Origin of the sequence: Vibrio crassostreae (genome assembly GCF_024347415.1) — a bacterium.
Lineage (GTDB): Bacteria > Pseudomonadota > Gammaproteobacteria > Enterobacterales > Vibrionaceae > Vibrio > Vibrio crassostreae.
Genome location: NZ_AP025476.1, coordinates 3,126,754 through 3,139,569 on the forward strand (window position 1 = coordinate 3,126,754; position 12,816 = coordinate 3,139,569).

General features: G+C 45.4%; 26 protein-coding genes. All 26 read right to left on the bottom strand.

The window, feature by feature from the left end; translation table 11 throughout:
• Positions 1 to 124: 124 nt before the first annotated feature.
• Positions 125 to 505: a 50S ribosomal protein L17 gene (gene rplQ / locus OC193_RS14025; protein WP_004729812.1), complete on the bottom strand. Its 381-nt coding sequence runs from the start codon at positions 503 to 505 to the stop codon at positions 125 to 127.
• 24 nt (positions 506 to 529) lie between these two features.
• On the bottom strand, positions 530 to 1,522 hold the full coding sequence (locus OC193_RS14030) for a DNA-directed RNA polymerase subunit alpha (RefSeq protein WP_004729813.1): 993 nt from the start codon (positions 1,520 to 1,522) through the stop codon (positions 530 to 532).
• A 22-nt stretch (positions 1,523 to 1,544) separates the two neighbouring features.
• Complete coding sequence (gene rpsD, locus OC193_RS14035) at positions 1,545 to 2,165, bottom strand: 30S ribosomal protein S4 (protein WP_004738777.1); 621 nt, start codon at positions 2,163 to 2,165, stop codon at positions 1,545 to 1,547.
• Positions 2,166 to 2,196: 31 nt separating this feature from the next.
• The gene (gene rpsK, locus OC193_RS14040; RefSeq protein ID WP_004738778.1) at positions 2,197 to 2,586 is read right to left on the bottom strand and encodes a 30S ribosomal protein S11; all 390 of its coding nucleotides are present in this window, start codon (positions 2,584 to 2,586) and stop codon (positions 2,197 to 2,199) included.
• Between the two features lie 19 nt (positions 2,587 to 2,605).
• A complete protein-coding gene (rpsM, locus tag OC193_RS14045) occupies positions 2,606 to 2,962 on the bottom strand; it encodes a 30S ribosomal protein S13 (RefSeq protein ID WP_004738779.1) in 357 nt (118 codons plus the stop codon).
• A 148-nt stretch (positions 2,963 to 3,110) separates the two neighbouring features.
• Positions 3,111 to 3,224, bottom strand: coding sequence for a 50S ribosomal protein L36 (gene rpmJ, locus OC193_RS14050; RefSeq protein WP_000868186.1), 114 nt, complete (start codon positions 3,222 to 3,224; stop codon positions 3,111 to 3,113).
• 41 nt (positions 3,225 to 3,265) lie between these two features.
• Entirely contained in the window at positions 3,266 to 4,600 is a 1,335-nt protein-coding gene (secY, locus tag OC193_RS14055) for a preprotein translocase subunit SecY (protein ID WP_004738781.1), read from the bottom strand.
• 20 nt (positions 4,601 to 4,620) lie between these two features.
• A complete protein-coding gene (gene rplO, locus OC193_RS14060; protein WP_004736758.1) occupies positions 4,621 to 5,055 on the bottom strand; it encodes a 50S ribosomal protein L15 in 435 nt (144 codons plus the stop codon).
• Positions 5,056 to 5,060: 5 nt separating this feature from the next.
• A complete protein-coding gene (rpmD, locus tag OC193_RS14065) occupies positions 5,061 to 5,237 on the bottom strand; it encodes a 50S ribosomal protein L30 (protein ID WP_004736756.1) in 177 nt (58 codons plus the stop codon).
• A gap of 7 nt (positions 5,238 to 5,244) precedes the next feature.
• Positions 5,245 to 5,745 carry a 30S ribosomal protein S5 gene (gene rpsE / locus OC193_RS14070; protein WP_017061307.1) on the bottom strand — a complete coding sequence of 167 codons (501 nt, stop codon included), beginning with the start codon at positions 5,743 to 5,745 and terminating at the stop codon, positions 5,245 to 5,247.
• A 14-nt stretch (positions 5,746 to 5,759) separates the two neighbouring features.
• Entirely contained in the window at positions 5,760 to 6,113 is a 354-nt protein-coding gene (gene rplR / locus OC193_RS14075; protein ID WP_004738784.1) for a 50S ribosomal protein L18, read from the bottom strand.
• A gap of 9 nt (positions 6,114 to 6,122) precedes the next feature.
• The gene (gene rplF, locus OC193_RS14080; protein WP_017063712.1) at positions 6,123 to 6,656 is read right to left on the bottom strand and encodes a 50S ribosomal protein L6; all 534 of its coding nucleotides are present in this window, start codon (positions 6,654 to 6,656) and stop codon (positions 6,123 to 6,125) included.
• Positions 6,657 to 6,666: 10 nt separating this feature from the next.
• The gene (gene rpsH / locus OC193_RS14085; RefSeq protein WP_017061309.1) at positions 6,667 to 7,059 is read right to left on the bottom strand and encodes a 30S ribosomal protein S8; all 393 of its coding nucleotides are present in this window, start codon (positions 7,057 to 7,059) and stop codon (positions 6,667 to 6,669) included.
• Between the two features lie 29 nt (positions 7,060 to 7,088).
• Positions 7,089 to 7,394: a 30S ribosomal protein S14 gene (rpsN, locus tag OC193_RS14090; protein ID WP_004738789.1), complete on the bottom strand. Its 306-nt coding sequence runs from the start codon at positions 7,392 to 7,394 to the stop codon at positions 7,089 to 7,091.
• Positions 7,395 to 7,410: 16 nt separating this feature from the next.
• Positions 7,411 to 7,950: a 50S ribosomal protein L5 gene (rplE, locus tag OC193_RS14095; protein WP_004738790.1), complete on the bottom strand. Its 540-nt coding sequence runs from the start codon at positions 7,948 to 7,950 to the stop codon at positions 7,411 to 7,413.
• Positions 7,951 to 7,974: 24 nt separating this feature from the next.
• Positions 7,975 to 8,292, bottom strand: coding sequence for a 50S ribosomal protein L24 (gene rplX, locus OC193_RS14100; protein ID WP_004738792.1), 318 nt, complete (start codon positions 8,290 to 8,292; stop codon positions 7,975 to 7,977).
• 11 nt (positions 8,293 to 8,303) lie between these two features.
• The gene (rplN, locus tag OC193_RS14105) at positions 8,304 to 8,675 is read right to left on the bottom strand and encodes a 50S ribosomal protein L14 (RefSeq protein ID WP_004736740.1); all 372 of its coding nucleotides are present in this window, start codon (positions 8,673 to 8,675) and stop codon (positions 8,304 to 8,306) included.
• A gap of 162 nt (positions 8,676 to 8,837) precedes the next feature.
• A complete protein-coding gene (gene rpsQ, locus OC193_RS14110; protein WP_004736739.1) occupies positions 8,838 to 9,092 on the bottom strand; it encodes a 30S ribosomal protein S17 in 255 nt (84 codons plus the stop codon).
• Complete coding sequence (gene rpmC, locus OC193_RS14115) at positions 9,092 to 9,283, bottom strand: 50S ribosomal protein L29 (protein ID WP_004736737.1); 192 nt, start codon at positions 9,281 to 9,283, stop codon at positions 9,092 to 9,094. Before rpmC ends, rpsQ begins: the two co-directional genes overlap by 1 nt.
• Positions 9,283 to 9,693, bottom strand: a complete 411-nt coding sequence (gene rplP, locus OC193_RS14120) for a 50S ribosomal protein L16 (protein ID WP_004736736.1) — start codon at positions 9,691 to 9,693, stop codon at positions 9,283 to 9,285. Before rplP ends, rpmC begins: the two co-directional genes overlap by 1 nt.
• Before the next feature lie 11 nt (positions 9,694 to 9,704).
• Complete coding sequence (rpsC, locus tag OC193_RS14125) at positions 9,705 to 10,403, bottom strand: 30S ribosomal protein S3 (RefSeq protein WP_004736734.1); 699 nt, start codon at positions 10,401 to 10,403, stop codon at positions 9,705 to 9,707.
• Positions 10,404 to 10,421: 18 nt separating this feature from the next.
• A complete protein-coding gene (rplV, locus tag OC193_RS14130; RefSeq protein WP_004736732.1) occupies positions 10,422 to 10,754 on the bottom strand; it encodes a 50S ribosomal protein L22 in 333 nt (110 codons plus the stop codon).
• Positions 10,755 to 10,764: 10 nt separating this feature from the next.
• Complete coding sequence (gene rpsS / locus OC193_RS14135; RefSeq protein WP_004736729.1) at positions 10,765 to 11,043, bottom strand: 30S ribosomal protein S19; 279 nt, start codon at positions 11,041 to 11,043, stop codon at positions 10,765 to 10,767.
• Between the two features lie 19 nt (positions 11,044 to 11,062).
• A complete protein-coding gene (gene rplB, locus OC193_RS14140; protein ID WP_010435149.1) occupies positions 11,063 to 11,887 on the bottom strand; it encodes a 50S ribosomal protein L2 in 825 nt (274 codons plus the stop codon).
• Between the two features lie 14 nt (positions 11,888 to 11,901).
• Positions 11,902 to 12,204: a 50S ribosomal protein L23 gene (gene rplW, locus OC193_RS14145; RefSeq protein WP_004736765.1), complete on the bottom strand. Its 303-nt coding sequence runs from the start codon at positions 12,202 to 12,204 to the stop codon at positions 11,902 to 11,904.
• On the bottom strand, positions 12,201 to 12,803 hold the full coding sequence (gene rplD, locus OC193_RS14150; protein ID WP_004738803.1) for a 50S ribosomal protein L4: 603 nt from the start codon (positions 12,801 to 12,803) through the stop codon (positions 12,201 to 12,203). Before rplD ends, rplW begins: the two co-directional genes overlap by 4 nt.
• Between the last annotated feature and the right edge of the window lie 13 nt (positions 12,804 to 12,816).

Here is a 12,816-nt window from a genome sequence, read left to right on the forward strand (position 1 = left end):
AGCAGATAAGACAAGCAAAAATGCCAAACATCGTGGTGCAATTACTTAGTATAGATTTCCTTATTCTACAGATACAAAAAAGCCGAGCTAATGCTCGGCTTTTGTATTAAGAATCTAGTATAGATTACTCAGCAGCTTCTTCAGCAGCTGGGCGGTCTACAAGCTCAATGTAAGCCATTGGAGCTTTATCACCAGTACGGAAACCACATTTAAGAATGCGAGTGTAACCACCTTGGCGAGCCGCGAAACGCGGGCCTAGTTCATTAAATAGTTTTGCTACAACTTCGTTATCACGAGTGCGAGCAAATGCAAGACGACGGTTAGCAACACTGTCTGTCTTAGCTAGGGTAATCAATGGCTCAATTACGCGACGTAGTTCTTTTGCTTTAGGCACGGTAGTTTTAATAACTTCGTGACGAACAAGAGAGCTAGCCATGTTGCTGAACATCGCTTTGCGATGACTGCTGTTGCGGTTGAGTTGACGACCACTTTTACGATGGCGCATGACCTAATCCTTCTAACTTTTCGATTAATCTTCAGCGATTGACGCTGGTGGCCAGTTTTCTAGACGCATGCCTAGAGAAAGACCACGTGAAGCAAGCACATCTTTAATCTCTGTAAGAGATTTCTTACCAAGGTTTGGCGTTTTAAGTAGCTCAACCTCAGTGCGCTGTACAAGATCACCGATGTAGTGAATCGCTTCTGCTTTCAAACAGTTAGCAGAGCGAACTGTTAGTTCAAGATCGTCTACAGGACGTAGTAGGATAGGATCGAATTCTGGCTTCTCTTCCTTCTCCTCAGGTACACGTACATCACGAAGATCTACGAACGCATCCAGTTGTTCAGCTAAAATAGTAGCTGCACGACGGATTGCTTCCTCAGGTTCTAGAGTACCGTTCGTTTCCATATCGATAACAAGCTTGTCTAAATCAGTACGTTGCTCTACACGTGCCGCTTCTACAGCGTAAGCGATTTTATCAACCGGGCTGTAAGTAGCGTCAACTAGTAGACGACCGATAGGACGCTCATCTTCTTCAGTATGGATGCGAGCTGAAGCTGGAACGTAACCACGACCACGTTCTACTTTGATACGCATAGCGATCTCAGCATTGTCATCCGTTAGGTGACAAATTACGTGCTCAGGGTTAGCGATCTCTACATCACCATCGTGGGTGATGTCACCTGCAACAACAGGGCCTGAGCCTGATTTGTTCAGTGTAATAAACACTTCATCTTTGCCTTCAGCAACGCGTACAGCCAAACCTTTAAGGTTTAGAAGGATTTCCAGGATATCTTCCTGAACGCCTTCTTTAGTGCTGTATTCGTGTAGCACACCTTCAATTTCAACTTCTGTTACGGCACAACCCGGCATAGAAGATAGAAGAATGCGGCGAAGAGCATTACCTAGAGTGTGGCCGAAACCGCGCTCTAATGGCTCAAGAGTTACTTTCGCGTGTGTCGTATTGATCTGTTCAATGTCAACAAGACGCGGCTTAAGAAATTCTGTTACAGAACCCTGCATTGTGTCCTCTCTTTTTTTAACCTTACTTAGAGTAAAGTTCGACGATCAAGTGTTCATTGATGTCAGCTGATAGGTCAGAACGCTCAGGCATACGCTTGAATGTACCTTCCATTTTGCCAGCATCTACTTCAATCCAAGTTGGCTTTTCACGTTGTTCAGCAACTTCTAGAGCCGCTTTAATACGAGATTGCTGTTTAGCTTTCTCGCGGATAGAAACAACGTCGTTTGCCGCTACTTTGAAAGAAGGAACGTTTACAACTTTACCGTTAACTAGGATAGACTTGTGGCTAACTAGTTGACGAGATTCAGCACGAGTAGCGCCAAAGCCCATACGGTAAACTACGTTATCAAGACGACCTTCAAGAAGCTGAAGCAGGTTTGCACCTGTGTTGCCTTTAAGACGTGCAGCTTCTTTGTAGTAGTTGCGGAATTGTTTTTCTAGAACGCCGTAGATACGACGAACTTTTTGCTTCTCACGAAGCTGAACGCCATACTCAGATAGACGACCGCGACGAGCGCCGTGTACACCTGGTGCGTTATCAATTTTACACTTGGTATCGATCGCACGGACACCAGACTTAAGGAATAAGTCAGTACCTTCGCGACGGCTAAGCTTCAGCTTAGGACCCAAATATCTTGCCATGATCTTTCTCCAATATTCCTAGAAACGAAACTTAAACGCGACGTTTCTTAGGTGGACGACAACCGTTATGAGGGATTGGTGTCGCATCAACAATGTTAGTGATACGGAAACCAGCAGCGTTCAGTGCACGAACAGTAGATTCGCGACCTGGACCTGGACCCTTAACCATAACTTCCAAGTTCTTTAGGCCATATTCTTTAGCCATTTCACCACAACGCTCAGCTGCAACTTGTGCTGCGAACGGAGTAGATTTACGAGAACCACGGAAACCTGAACCACCTGCTGTAGCCCATGCAAGAGCGTTGCCTTGACGGTCAGTGATAGTTACGATTGTGTTGTTGAAAGAAGCATGAATGTGCGCTACGCCATCAGCTACTTGCTTGCGTACGCGCTTACGCGCGCGAGTTGGTTGTTTTGCCATTGTACTCTACCTTATCCGACTATTTCTTGATCGGCTTGCGCGGACCCTTACGGGTGCGAGCGTTGGTTTTAGTACGCTGTCCACGTAGTGGTAGACTGCGACGATGACGAAGACCGCGGTAACAGCCAAGGTCCATAAGACGCTTGATGTTCATCGATACTTCACGACGTAGATCACCTTCTACAGTGTACTTAGCTACACCATCACGCAGTTGATCGATCTGCTCTTCAGTTAGTTCACTGATCTTAGCATCTTCAGCAATACCCACTTCAGCTAGAATAGCTTGAGAGCGAGTTTTACCGATACCGTAGATTGCAGTAAGTGCAATTACAGAATGCTTATGATCAGGAATGTTAATGCCGGCTATACGGGCCATTATTCACTCCTAAGGGGTTCATAAAAGAATTATCCGCAGCAAAGCCCGTTATGGATACGCTGCGGCATACTACTTCTTTTGCACGCAAAAGGTAGGCCGAGGAATATACTCGACTCTACCTTGTATTTCAAGTAAAAATTTCTGCTAATTAGCCTTGGCGTTGCTTATGCTTTGGCTCACTGCAAATCACGCGAACGACACCGTTACGCTTGATAACTTTACAGTTACGGCAGATTTTTTTAACGGAAGCACGAACTTTCATTGCTAAACTCCGTAAATGGAATCGAAATAATTACCACCGAATTAACGGCCGTAACCTTTCAGATTCGCTTTCTTTAACACAGAATCATACTGTTGTGACATCAGATGAGTCTGTACCTGTGCCATGAAATCCATGATAACTACCACTACGATTAGTAGTGATGTGCCGCCGAAGTAGAAACGAACGTTCCACGCGACCATCATGAACTCAGGAATCAGACATATAAAAGTAATGTATAGAGCGCCCGCAAGGGTTAGTCTAGTCATCACTTTATCGATATATTTCGCTGTCTGCTCACCTGGGCGGATACCGGGTACGAATGCACCAGACTTCTTCAAGTTATCAGCTGTTTCACGTGGGTTAAACACCAACGCTGTATAGAAGAAACAGAAGAAGATTATAGCTGCTGCATAAAGCATTACATACAAAGGTTGACCTGGGCTAAGAGCTAATGACACGTCAGTTAACCAACCGAACGCGCTGCTTTCACCATTTTGACCAAACCACTGTGCTAATGTTCCTGGGAACAAAATAATACTCGATGCAAAAATCGCTGGAATAACACCTGCCATATTAATCTTAAGAGGCAAGTGAGAGCTTTGTGCTGCAAAAACTTTACGACCTTGTTGACGTTTCGCATAGTTAACGACGATACGACGTTGACCACGCTCCATGAAAACTACGAAGTAAATAACAGCAAAAGACAATACAGCAATCAACAGCAGAAGAAGCACATGCAATTCACCTTGACGCGCTTGCTCGATTGTTTGACCGATTGCAGAAGGCAATCCAGCAACAATACCTGCAAAAATCAGAATGGAAATACCATTACCGATTCCTCGCTCAGTGATTTGTTCACCTAACCACATTAAGAACATGGTACCAGTTACTAAACTCACGGTAGCAATAAGCGTAAACATGGTTTGGTTGATAACAACCAGATTGTCGACCATGTTTGGTAAGCCTGTTGCGATACCAATAGCTTGGAATGTTGCAAGTACAAGCGTGCCGTAGCGTGTATATTGGCTTATCTTACGACGGCCTGCTTCACCCTCTTTCTTGAGTTCCGCTAACGCTGGATGAACTACAGTTAGCAATTGGACTACGATCGATGCCGAAATGTACGGCATGATACCCAATGCTAATATAGATGCACGCTCAAGAGCACCACCGGAGAACATGTTAAACATTTCAACGATGGTACCTTTTTGCTGATCGAACAAATCGGCAAGTACAGCTGCGTCAATACCAGGGATCGGCACAAAAGAGCCGGCTCGGAATACTAAAAGTGCACCAATTACGAATAATAAGCGCGACTTTAGTTCACTTAAGCCGCTCTGAGCACTACGAAAATCTTGTCCTGGTTTCTTAGCCATCTGTACCTCGTTCCTCGAGATTATTCCTCGATTTTACCGCCTGCAGCTTCGATTGCAGCTTTAGCGCCTTTAGTCACGCGTAGACCTTTAACAGTCACAGCTTTGCTTAGGTCACCAGAAAGAACGATCTTAACAAATTCGATGTTCTTAGTGATAACGTTAGCAGCTTTAAGGCTGTTAAGATCAACTACGTCACCTGTTACTTTCGCTAGCTCAGCTAGACGAACTTCAGCAGACACTAGGCTCTTACGAGAAGTGAAACCGAATTTAGGTAGACGTTGTTTTAGAGGCATTTGACCGCCTTCAAAACCTGGACGAACAGAGCCGCCAGAACGTGACTTTTGACCTTTGTGACCGCGGCCACCTGTTTTACCAAGGCCAGAACCGATACCACGACCTACACGCTTCTTAGAAGGTTTAGAGCCAGCAGCCGGTGATAGAGTATTCAAACGCATTCTGATTACTCCTCAATCTTAACCATGTAGTAAACCTTGTTGATCATACCGCGTACGCACGGAGTATCTTCAAGTTCTACTGTATGGTTGATGCGACGAAGACCTAGACCTTTAAGACACGCTTTGTGCTTAGGTAGGCGACCAATTGAGCTTTTAGTTTGAGTTACTTTAATAGTTGCCATCGTGTGCTTACTCCGAAATAGATTCAACAGTTAGACCACGTTTAGCAGCAACCATTTCTGGTGACTTAACGTCTACTAGAGCACCAATCGTTGCACGAACGATGTTGATCGGGTTCGTTGAACCGTATGCTTTAGAAAGTACGTTATGTACGCCCGCAACTTCAAGTACAGCACGCATTGCACCACCGGCAATAACACCTGTACCTTCTGCAGCTGGCTGCATGTAAACTTTAGAGCCCGAATGACGACCTTTCACCGGGTGGTGAAGAGTGCCTTCGTTAAGCGATACTGTAACCATGTTACGGCGCGCTTTTTCCATTGCTTTTTGAATCGCAGCAGGTACTTCACGAGCTTTGCCGTAACCGAAACCTACGCGACCGTTACCGTCACCAACTACTGTTAGTGCAGTAAAGCTCATGATTCGACCACCTTTAACCGTCTTAGATACACGGTTAACTGCGATCAGCTTTTCTTGCAAATCATTAGCTTGTTGTTGTTCTTTAGCCATCTTCCAACCCTACCTTAGAATTTCAGACCAGCTTCGCGAGCAGATTCTGCTAGCGCCGCTACTCGACCGTGGTATTGGAAACCAGAACGATCAAATGCAACTGAAGCTACGCCTTTTTCAAGAGCGCGCTCAGCAACAGCTTTACCAACTGCTTTAGCTGCATCAACGTTACCAGTGTTCTTAACTTGCTCACGGATCGCTTTTTCTACAGTAGAAGCAGCTGCGATAACCTCAGAGCCGTTTGCCGCGATAACTTGTGCGTAAACATGGCGAGGAGTACGGTGTACTACCAGGCGAGTTGCACCAAGTTCTGCAATCTTACGACGTGCACGTGTAGCACGACGGATGCGAGATGCTTTCTTATCCATAGTGATACCTTACTTCTTCTTAGCTTCTTTAGTACGCACATTTTCATCTGCGTAACGAACACCTTTGCCTTTGTAAGGCTCAGGAGCACGGTAAGAACGAATGTCAGCCGCAACTTGACCTACTACTTGCTTATCGCAACCAGTAATGATGATCTCAGTTTGGCTAGGGCACTCAGCTTTAATACCTTCAGGTAGAGCGTGCTCTACTGGGTGAGAAAAACCAAGAGTTAGAGCTACAGAGTTGCCTTTCATAGCAGCACGGTAACCAACACCCTTAAGAGTTAGCTTCTTAGTGAAGCCCTCAGTAACACCCACAACCATGTTATTAACTAGAGCGCGAGCTGTACCAGCTTGTGCCCATGCGTTAGTAACACCTTCTTTCGGACCGAAAGTTAGGTTGGTTTCTTCCTGTGCAATAACTACGGCGCTGTTAAGAACGCGAGTAAGCTCACCTTTGCTACCTTTTACAGTAACTTCTTGGCCGTTTAGTTTCACCTCTACGCCAGCTGGAATAGCGACAGGTGCTTTAGCAACACGAGACATAATCTACTCCTTAAGCTACGTAACAGATGATTTCACCGCCAAGACCTGCTTTACGAGCAGCACGGTCAGACATCAGACCCTTGGAAGTAGAAACAACTGCAATACCAAGACCACCCATCACTGTAGGTAAAGAGTCTTTATTTTTATAAACTCTTAGACCAGGACGTGATACACGCTTGATTTGCTCGATTACAGGTTTAGCTTGGAAGTACTTAAGAGTAACTTCTAGCTCAGGTTTTGCTTCGCTGTTAACAGCGAAGTCTACGATGTAACCTTCAGCTTTAAGTAATGCAGCAATTGCAACTTTAAGCTTTGAAGAAGGCATTTTTACAGCAACTTTGTTTGCTGCCTGACCGTTACGAACTCGGGTCAGCATATCCGAAATCGGATCTTGCATGCTCATAAGATTTACTCCAAATGATTAAGTGGCAATTACCAGCTAGCCTTACGAAGACCCGGAATCTCGCCTTTCATGCAAGCTTCACGAACCTTAATGCGGCTTAGACCGAATTTACGTAGGTAACCGTGTGGACGACCAGTTTGGTTGCAACGGTTGCGCTGACGTGATGCACTTGAATCACGTGGAAGAGATTGCAGTTTAAGAACCGCATTCCAACGATCTTCTTCAGATGCGTTTACATCGCTAATGATAACTTTTAGCGCAGAACGCTTTTCAGCGAACTTAGCTACTAGTTTTGCACGTTTAGCTTCACGTGCTTTCATTGATTGTTTAGCCATAACAGTAACCCTACCCTTACTTACGGAATGGGAAGTTAAAGGCAGCCAGCAGAGCTCGGCCTTCCTCATCGGAACCCGCAGAAGTCGTGATAGTAATATCAAGACCGCGGACACGATCGACTTTATCGTAGTCGATTTCCGGAAAGATGATTTGCTCGCGAACGCCCATGCTGTAGTTACCGCGACCGTCAAAAGACTTAGCGCTAACACCACGGAAATCACGTACACGTGGAAGTGCGATAGAGATTAAACGCTCTAAAAATTCCCACATGCGCTCACCACGCAAGGTTACTTTACAACCAATTGGGTAGCCTTCACGAATTTTGAAACCAGCTACAGATTTACGCGCTTTAGTGATAAGTGGCTTTTGACCAGAGATCGTTGCCATATCAGCTGCTGCGTTTTCTAGCAGTTTCTTATCGTTGATTGCTTCACCAACGCCCATGTTTAGGGTGATTTTCTCAATCCTAGGGACTTGCATGACGCTTGTGTAGCTGAACTCTTTGGTAAGCTCAGCGACTACAGACGACTTGTAGTAATCATGCAGTTTCGCCATAGTAGAACTCCAAATTACTTCTAATTAGTTAGAAACAGTTTCGCCGTTAGATTTGAAGAAACGAACTTTCTTGCCATCTTCGATACGGAAACCGATACGGTCTGCTTTACCAGTAGCCGCGTTAAAAACAGCAACGTTAGAAGCATCAATAGCTGCTTCTTGTTCAACGATGCCACCTTGTTGACCTAGAGCCGGAACCGGCTTTTGGTGTTTCTTAACAAGGTTGATGCCTTCAACGATAACTTTACCAGTTGTCAGAACCTTAGTTACTTTACCTTTCTTGCCTTTATCTTTACCAGCAAGAATGATTACTTCGTCATTACGACGGATTTTAGCTGCCATATTGCCGCTCCTTACAGAACTTCAGGTGCTAGTGATACAATCTTCATGAATTTCGCGTTACGAAGTTCACGAGTCACAGGACCAAAGATACGTGTGCCGACTGGTTGCTCAGTAGTGTCATTTAACAATACACAAGCATTACTGTCGAAGCGAATGACAGAACCGTCTGGGCGACGAACGCCTTTACGGGTGCGCACTACTACCGCCTTCAGAACATCACCTTTTTTTACTTTACCGCGAGGAATCGCTTCCTTCACTGTAACCTTGATGACGTCACCGATATGTGCATAACGGCGGTGAGAGCCACCCAGAACCTTAATACACATTACCTTGCGCGCGCCAGAGTTATCTGCTGCGTCAAGTGTACTTTGCATCTGGATCATTGTTAGTGCTCCGCTAAATATTAAAACTAGACCCTCTCGGGTCGGGCTGCCTCTTTAAAAGGGACGCGAATTGTACCACCCTTTTTTTAAATTGGGTAGACAAAAAACAAGCGGCTCCAAAAAATTATTTGGAGCCGCTTATAAGTTATAGAATTACAAAGATTAAATCTTCGCTTTTTCTAGAACTTTAACCAATGTCCAAGACTTAGTCTTAGACAGAGGACGACACTCAGCGATTTCAACTTTGTCGCCTAGGCCACAAGTGTTGTCTTCGTCGTGTGCGTGTACTTTAGTCGTGCGTTTGATGAACTTACCGTAAATTGGGTGTTTTACAGTGCGTTCAATAGCAACAACGATAGACTTGTCCATCTTGTCGCTTACTACACGGCCTTGCTGGATGCGGTTAGTTTCGCTCATTATGCGCCTGCCTTTTCAGTCAAAACAGTTTTCACACGTGCGATGTCACGGCGTACAGCTTTTAGAGTATGAGTTTGCTGTAGTTGACCAGTTGCAGCTTGCATGCGCAAGTTGAACTGTTCACGTAGCAAATTCAATAGCTCAGCGTTAAGCTCTTCAACGTTCTTTTCGCGTAGATCTTGTGCTTTCATCACATCACCTGCTTAGTTACAAAAGTAGTTTTAACAGGCAGTTTACGTGCCGCTAGGCGGAACGCTTCACGTGCCAACTCTTCAGGTACGCCATTCATCTCGTACATAACTTTGCCTGGTTGGATTTGAGCAACCCAGTACGCAACTGAACCTTTACCTTTACCTTGACGAACTTCAAGAGGCTTTTCAGTAATCGGCTTGTCTGGGAATACACGGATCCAGATTTGACCTTGACGCTTAATGTGACGTGTCATAGCACGACGTGCCGCTTCGATTTGACGTGCAGTCAGACGACCACGGCCAACAGCTTTAAGACCGAATTCGCCGAAGCTTACTTCAGTACCTTTAGCTAGACCACGGTTACGACCAGTCATAACCTTGCGGAACTTAGTACGTTTTGGTTGTAGCATCGTTCGACTCCTTACTTACGGCCTTTACGCTGCTTCTTAGGCTTATCGCCTTTTGGCTCTACTGCGTTAGCAGCTGGCATACCGCCTAGAATCTCACCTTTGAAGATCCAAACTTTAATGCCGATCACACCGTATTGAGTGTGAGCCGAAGAAGTTGCGTAATCAATGTCTGCACGTAGAGTGTGTAGAGGCACACGGCCTTCACGGTACCACTCAGAACGTGCGATTTCAGCACCGCCAAGACGGCCGCCTACTTGTACTTTGATGCCTTTAGCGCCTAGACGCATAGCATTTTGTACCGCACGCTTCATTGCACGACGGAACATAACACGACGCTCTAGTTGAGACGCGATGCTATCAGCTACAAGCTGACCATCTAGCTCAGGCTTACGTACTTCAGCGATGTTAATTTGCGCTGGTACACCTGCGATTTTAGCTACAGCTGCGCGTAGCTTCTCTACGTCTTCACCTTTCTTACCGATAACAACGCCAGGACGAGCAGTGTGAATAGTCACACGGATGCTCTTAGCTGGACGCTCGATAACGATACGAGATAATGATGCTTTTTGTAGTTCCTTTGTAAGGAACTGACGTACCTTGAAGTCGCCGTCTAGGTTGTCAGCGAATTCGTTGGTATTAGCAAACCATGTAGCATTCCAAGGCTTAACGATGCCAAGACGAATACCATTAGGATGTACTTTCTGACCCATTGCTTACTCTCCTAGTCTTTAGCGATCTGCTACAACAATAGTGATGTGGCTTGAACGCTTCAAGATACGATCCGCACGACCTTTAGCACGAGGCATAATACGCTTCATGATAGGGCCCTCATCTACGAAGATTTTAGCGACATTTAGATCGTCGATATCTGCACCTTCGTTATGTTCCGCGTTAGCGATAGCTGACTCAAGAACCTTCTTAACTAATACAGCAGCTTTTTTGTTGCTGAAAGTTAGAATTTCTAGAGCTTGGTCTACCGACTTACCGCGAATTTGGTCTGCAACTAAGCGAGCTTTCTGTGGAGAAATACGAGCAAAGTTATGTTTAGCTAAAGCTTCCATCATCTACTCCTTATTTCTTCTTAGCTTTCTTATCTGCAGCATGACCGCGATAAGTACGAGTTGGTGCAAATTCGCCCAGTTTGTGACCGATCATTTCTTCGGTAACGAAAACTGGAACGTGCTGACGACCATTATGGACAGCGATGGTCAAACCAATCATTGTTGGGATGATCATTGAGCGACGGGACCAAGTCTTAATAGGCTTTTTGTCTCCGCTTTCCACCGCTTTCTCTACCTTCTTCAGCAAGTGTAGGTCAATAAAAGGACCTTTCTTGAGAGAACGTGGCATGGCGATTCCTCTTTATAAATTATTTAGTGCGACGACGTACGATGTACTTGTCAGTGCGCTTGTTCTTACGAGTCTTGAAGCCCTTAGTAGGAACGCCCCAAGGAGAAACTGGGTGACGACCACCAGATGTGCGGCCTTCACCACCACCATGTGGGTGATCCACCGGGTTCATTACTACACCACGTACGGTTGGACGTACGCCGCGCCAGCGTGAAGCACCAGCTTTACCAAGTTCACGTAGCATATGCTCAGAGTTACCAACTTCACCGATCGTTGCACGACCTTCAGAAAGTACTTTGCGCATCTCACCAGAACGTAGACGGATAGTTACGTATGCACCATCGCGAGCGATGATTTGAGCATAAGCACCAGCCGAACGAGCTAGTTGAGCACCTTTACCAGGCTTAAGTTCAACACAGTGTACAGTAGAACCTACTGGGATGTTGCGCATCGGCAGAGTGTTACCTGCTTTGATTGCAGCATCTACGCCAGATTGAATCTGGTCGCCTGCGTTAACACCTTTAGGTGCAATGATGTAACGACGCTCACCGTCTGCGTACAGAACTAGAGCGATGTTAGCACTACGGTTTGGATCGTATTCTAGACGCTCAACTTTCGCTGGGATGCCATCTTTAGTACGTTTGAAGTCAATTACACGGTAATGGTGCTTATGACCACCACCGATGTGACGTACTGTAATACGACCGTTGTTGTTACGACCACCGTTCTTAGAGTTTTTCTCTAGAAGTGGTGCGTATGGCTTACCCTTGTGTAGGTCAGCGTTAACAACTTTAACGACGTGACGACGACCAGGGGAAGTCGGCTTACATTTAACAATAGCCATTTTTACTACTCCTGTTATTCCGCGCCGCCAACGAAGTCAAGATCTTGACCTTCTTTCAAAGTAACGTAGGCTTTTTTCACGTCTGAACGACGGCCTTCACGCATACCTTGACGTTTGGTCTTACCCTTTAATACAAGAGTATTTACAGACTTAACTTCAACTTCAAATAGCTTTTCTACAGCTGCTTTGATCTCTTTCTTAGTTGCATCTTTAGCTACTTTGAAAACGATAGTGTTCGCTTTCTCAGCTGCCATAGTTGCTTTTTCAGAGATGTGCGGAGCACGTAGAACTTTTAAGATACGCTCTTCAGTGATCATGCTAGCATCTCCTCAACTTGCTTAACTGCGTCAGCAGTCATTAGAACCTTGTCGAAAGCGATTAGTGATACTGGATCAACACCAGCAACATCACGTGCATCTACTTTGTATAGGTTACGAGCAGCTAAGAATAGATTTTCATCTACTTCGCCAGTCACAATCAGAACGTCGCTTAGCTCAAGCTCTTTAAGCTTAGCTACAAGTTCTTTTGTTTTTGGTGCTTCTACAGAGAAGTTATCAACAACGATTAAACGCTCTTGACGAACTAGCTCAGAAAGAATGCTCTTCATAGCACCGCGGTACATTTTTTTGTTTACTTTTTGGCTGTGATCTTGTGGTTTCGCAGCAAAAGTAACACCACCTGTACGCCAGATTGGGCTACGAATTGTACCAGCACGTGCGCGGCCAGTACCTTTTTGACGCCATGGCTTAGCGCCACCGCCAGATACTTCAGAACGAGTCTTTTGAGCACGAGTACCTTGACGAGCACCTGCTGCATATGCAACAACTACTTGGTGTACAAGAGCTTCGTTGAAGTCACGTCCGAAAGTAGTCTCGGAAACAGTTAGTGCATCAGCACCTTTAACCATCAATTCCATTACTTACTCCTAG

Excerpts from the sequence above, each read along its gene's own strand:
- rplP (WP_004736736.1), bottom strand. The coding sequence starts at position 9,693 with ATGCTACAACCAAAACGTACTAAGTTCCGCAAGGTTATGACTGGTCGT.
- rpsD (WP_004738777.1), bottom strand. The coding sequence starts at position 2,165 with ATGGCAAGATATTTGGGTCCTAAGCTGAAGCTTAGCCGTCGCGAAGGT.
- rpsN (WP_004738789.1), bottom strand. The coding sequence starts at position 7,394 with ATGGCTAAACAATCAATGAAAGCACGTGAAGCTAAACGTGCAAAACTA.
- rplF (WP_017063712.1), bottom strand. The coding sequence starts at position 6,656 with ATGTCTCGTGTTGCTAAAGCACCTGTCGCTATTCCAGCTGGCGTAGAG.
- rpmJ (WP_000868186.1), bottom strand. The coding sequence starts at position 3,224 with ATGAAAGTTCGTGCTTCCGTTAAAAAAATCTGCCGTAACTGTAAAGTT.
- rpsQ (WP_004736739.1), bottom strand. The coding sequence starts at position 9,092 with ATGAGCGAAACTAACCGCATCCAGCAAGGCCGTGTAGTAAGCGACAAG.
- secY (WP_004738781.1), bottom strand. The coding sequence starts at position 4,600 with ATGGCTAAGAAACCAGGACAAGATTTTCGTAGTGCTCAGAGCGGCTTA.
- rplW (WP_004736765.1), bottom strand. The coding sequence starts at position 12,204 with ATGATCACTGAAGAGCGTATCTTAAAAGTTCTACGTGCTCCGCACATC.
- rpsS (WP_004736729.1), bottom strand. The coding sequence starts at position 11,043 with ATGCCACGTTCTCTCAAGAAAGGTCCTTTTATTGACCTACACTTGCTG.
- rpsC (WP_004736734.1), bottom strand. The coding sequence starts at position 10,403 with ATGGGTCAGAAAGTACATCCTAATGGTATTCGTCTTGGCATCGTTAAG.
- rplV (WP_004736732.1), bottom strand. The coding sequence starts at position 10,754 with ATGGAAGCTTTAGCTAAACATAACTTTGCTCGTATTTCTCCACAGAAA.
- rplR (WP_004738784.1), bottom strand. The coding sequence starts at position 6,113 with ATGGATAAGAAAGCATCTCGCATCCGTCGTGCTACACGTGCACGTCGT.
- OC193_RS14030 (WP_004729813.1), bottom strand. The coding sequence starts at position 1,522 with ATGCAGGGTTCTGTAACAGAATTTCTTAAGCCGCGTCTTGTTGACATT.
- rplO (WP_004736758.1), bottom strand. The coding sequence starts at position 5,055 with ATGCGTTTGAATACTCTATCACCGGCTGCTGGCTCTAAACCTTCTAAG.
- rpsH (WP_017061309.1), bottom strand. The coding sequence starts at position 7,059 with ATGAGCATGCAAGATCCGATTTCGGATATGCTGACCCGAGTTCGTAAC.
- rplX (WP_004738792.1), bottom strand. The coding sequence starts at position 8,292 with ATGGCAGCTAAAATCCGTCGTAATGACGAAGTAATCATTCTTGCTGGT.
- rpmD (WP_004736756.1), bottom strand. The coding sequence starts at position 5,237 with ATGGCAACTATTAAAGTAACTCAAACTAAAAGCTCAATTGGTCGCCTA.
- rplD (WP_004738803.1), bottom strand. The coding sequence starts at position 12,803 with ATGGAATTGATGGTTAAAGGTGCTGATGCACTAACTGTTTCCGAGACT.
- rpsE (WP_017061307.1), bottom strand. The coding sequence starts at position 5,745 with ATGGCTAAAGAACAACAACAAGCTAATGATTTGCAAGAAAAGCTGATC.
- rplE (WP_004738790.1), bottom strand. The coding sequence starts at position 7,950 with ATGGCGAAACTGCATGATTACTACAAGTCGTCTGTAGTCGCTGAGCTT.
- rpsM (WP_004738779.1), bottom strand. The coding sequence starts at position 2,962 with ATGGCCCGTATAGCCGGCATTAACATTCCTGATCATAAGCATTCTGTA.
- rplB (WP_010435149.1), bottom strand. The coding sequence starts at position 11,887 with ATGGCTATTGTTAAATGTAAGCCGACTTCCCCTGGTCGTCGTCACGTC.
- rpsK (WP_004738778.1), bottom strand. The coding sequence starts at position 2,586 with ATGGCAAAACAACCAACTCGCGCGCGTAAGCGCGTACGCAAGCAAGTA.
- rpmC (WP_004736737.1), bottom strand. The coding sequence starts at position 9,283 with ATGAAAGCACAAGATCTACGCGAAAAGAACGTTGAAGAGCTTAACGCT.
- rplQ (WP_004729812.1), bottom strand. The coding sequence starts at position 505 with ATGCGCCATCGTAAAAGTGGTCGTCAACTCAACCGCAACAGCAGTCAT.
- rplN (WP_004736740.1), bottom strand. The coding sequence starts at position 8,675 with ATGATCCAGATGCAAAGTACACTTGACGCAGCAGATAACTCTGGCGCG.